Origin of the sequence: Pseudoalteromonas shioyasakiensis (assembly GCF_022398475.1) — a bacterium.
GTDB lineage: Bacteria > Pseudomonadota > Gammaproteobacteria > Enterobacterales > Alteromonadaceae > Pseudoalteromonas.
Genome location: NZ_JAKEVM010000253.1, coordinates 1 through 2,476, shown reverse-complemented (window position 1 = coordinate 2,476; position 2,476 = coordinate 1). Strand labels below are relative to the sequence as shown.

Annotated in this window: 2 protein-coding genes; both read left to right on the top strand. The window is 39.6% G+C overall.

Annotation, left to right across the window (positions count from 1 at the left end):
- Positions 1 to 116 precede the first annotated feature (116 nt).
- A complete protein-coding gene (locus tag L1D51_RS21210; RefSeq protein ID WP_054562211.1) occupies positions 117 to 1,079 on the top strand; it encodes a flagellin N-terminal helical domain-containing protein in 963 nt (320 codons plus the stop codon).
- Positions 1,080 to 1,508: 429 nt separating this feature from the next.
- Positions 1,509 to 2,474 (top strand): flagellin N-terminal helical domain-containing protein, encoded by a 966-nt coding sequence (locus L1D51_RS21205; protein ID WP_054562210.1) that lies wholly within the window; start codon positions 1,509 to 1,511, stop codon positions 2,472 to 2,474.
- The last annotated feature ends 2 nt before the right edge of the window (positions 2,475 to 2,476 follow it).

The window sequence follows — 2,476 nt, the reverse complement described above, 5'->3', positions numbered from 1 at the left end:
AGGATTTTTTGAGCGGACCGATAACTTAATTAACCAAGCAGAGTAACAAACAACAGTTACCGCTTAATTAGAGTAAGTTTGAGAGTAAATGATAAGTTTACTTCGGGAGAAATATCATGGCACTTTATGTAAATACAAATGTTAGTTCATTAAACGCTCAAAGACAATTAATGAATTCTGGTAACTCACTTGACACTTCATTCAAGCGTTTATCATCTGGTTTCCGTATCAACAGCGCTGCTGACGATGCGGCTGGTCTACAAATTTCTGACCGTTTAACATCGCAAATTAACGGTCTTAATCAAGGTAACCGTAACGCGAACGACGGTATCTCTTTAGCGCAAACAGCTGAAGGTGCACTAGACGAAGTAACGTCAATGTTCCAACGTATACGTACCCTTGCGCAACAAGCGTCGAATGGTTCAAACACTGATGAAGATCGTTTGGCACTTCAAGAAGAAATTCGTTCTTTAGCATCAGAAGTAAACCGAGTTGCTGAAGATACTACTTTCGGTGGCCAAAATTTACTTGACGGTTCTTACTCAGCAAGTTTCCAAGTGGGTGCTGATGCTGTTCAAACAATTGGCTTCAGCATGAAGGATGTTGGTGGTACAGCTAATACGCTTTCTGCTAACGGTGGTTTTACTATGTCAGGTATTGCTGGTGTTGCTTCTGGTGTGACAGGTAAAGGTATGTCCACTCTTGCTGCAGGAATTAGTGATGTAGGTACAGGTTTGACTGCTGCAACTGTTGGTTTCTCAGCTTTCGGCGCAACTACAATCAGTGTGTCTTCTCAGGTTAATGCACAACAAATCTTGGCTGGTATGGATGCTATGATTGCGGTAGTTGATAAAAAGCGTGCAGAGCTAGGTGCGGTTCAAAATCGTTTCCAGTCAACGATTCGTAACCAAGCTAATATCTCTGAAAACTTAAGTGCAGCTCAATCTCGTATTAAAGATACAGATTTCGCGACTGAAACAGCTAACCTAACTAAGATGCAAATCTTACAACAAGCTAGCCAAACAATCTTGAGTCAAGCTAACCAACGTCCTCAAGCGGCATTAAGCTTACTAGGTTAATAGTTGGGAATTTGAGTCAAAGTGAAGTCAAAACTTTGACTTAAAGAAAAGCGCCTTTGTCTAATGGGGTATTAACAAAGGCGCTAAGGTAGGATTATAAAGCGGAGGCGCTCAAAATCCTGACAGTAGTGTTCTAACATTTGTAAGAACATAAAACATAAAGCACAGATTATGCCATAATTTGTGTTATTAAACCCACTCTTAAACTTATCTCTCTTAAGGCTCCTAAATGGAGCCTTTTTATTCCTTTTTTAATCTTAATTAATAGTTGGCCTATTAATTGCTCTCATTACTTCAAGTTAATTAACTAATCAGCAAAGTGGCAGTATTTTGCCCCAGGCGACTTAGATTTGCCGCTGTAAGGGTCACTTTGTCAAATTCACTTTTTAATAAGTGACTTTACTTTGACAGATAAGAAGAGAGTTTATTATGGCTTTATATGTAAATACTAATGTTAGTGCATTAAATGCACAAAGACAGTTGGATAGAACAGGTACAGATTTAGATACTTCGTTTAAACGTCTATCTTCAGGCCTACGTATTAATAGCGCAGCTGATGATGCTGCCGGTTTACAAATTTCTGACCGTTTACAATCACAAATTCTAGGTTTGAATCAAGGTAACCGAAATGCGAACGATGGTATTTCACTTGCGCAAACAGCTGAAGGGGCATTAGAAGAAATTACTTCAAGTTTTCAGCGAATTAGAACCCTTGCACAACAAGCAGCAAACGGTTCAAATACGGATGAAGACAGACTTGCTCTCCAAGAAGAGATTCGTCAGTTATCTGCTGAAGTAAACCGTATTGCTGCAGATACCACATTTGGTGGCCAAAACTTACTTGATGGGAGTTACTCCGCTAGTTTTCAAATTGGTGCTGATGCCGTTCAGACTATCGGCTTTAGTATGAAAAATGTTGGAAGTACAGCTAACTCACTAACTGCAAATAGTGGTTTCACTATGTCGGGTATAGCTGGTATTGCTTCAGGCGTGAGCGGAAAAGGAATGTCTACATTGGTTGCAGGTATTAGTGATATAGGCACTGGATTAACCGCAGCTACAGCAGGTTTTAGCAATATTACTGCAAGCGGAATAAGTGTATCTTCTCAAGTAAATGCTCAGCAAGTGCTCGCAGCTATGGATTCTATGATTGCTGTAGTAGATAAAAAGCGTGCTGAATTGGGTGCTGTACAAAACCGTTTTCAATCGACTATTCGTAACCAAGCGAATATTTCAGAAAACTTATCGGCTGCTAAATCACGAATTAAAGATGCTGATTTCGCAGCTGAAACGGCTAATTTGACTAAAAACCAAATTTTACAGCAAGCAAGCCAAACAATTTTAGGTCAAGCAAATCAAAGACCTCAAGCGGCATTAAGCTTATTACAAGGTTAAAA

What these genes read in the sequence shown, in the direction of transcription:
- L1D51_RS21210 (WP_054562211.1), top strand. Translation starts at nt 117, where the DNA reads ATGGCACTTTATGTAAATACAAATGTTAGTTCATTAAACGCTCAAAGA.
- L1D51_RS21205 (WP_054562210.1), top strand. Translation starts at nt 1,509, where the DNA reads ATGGCTTTATATGTAAATACTAATGTTAGTGCATTAAATGCACAAAGA.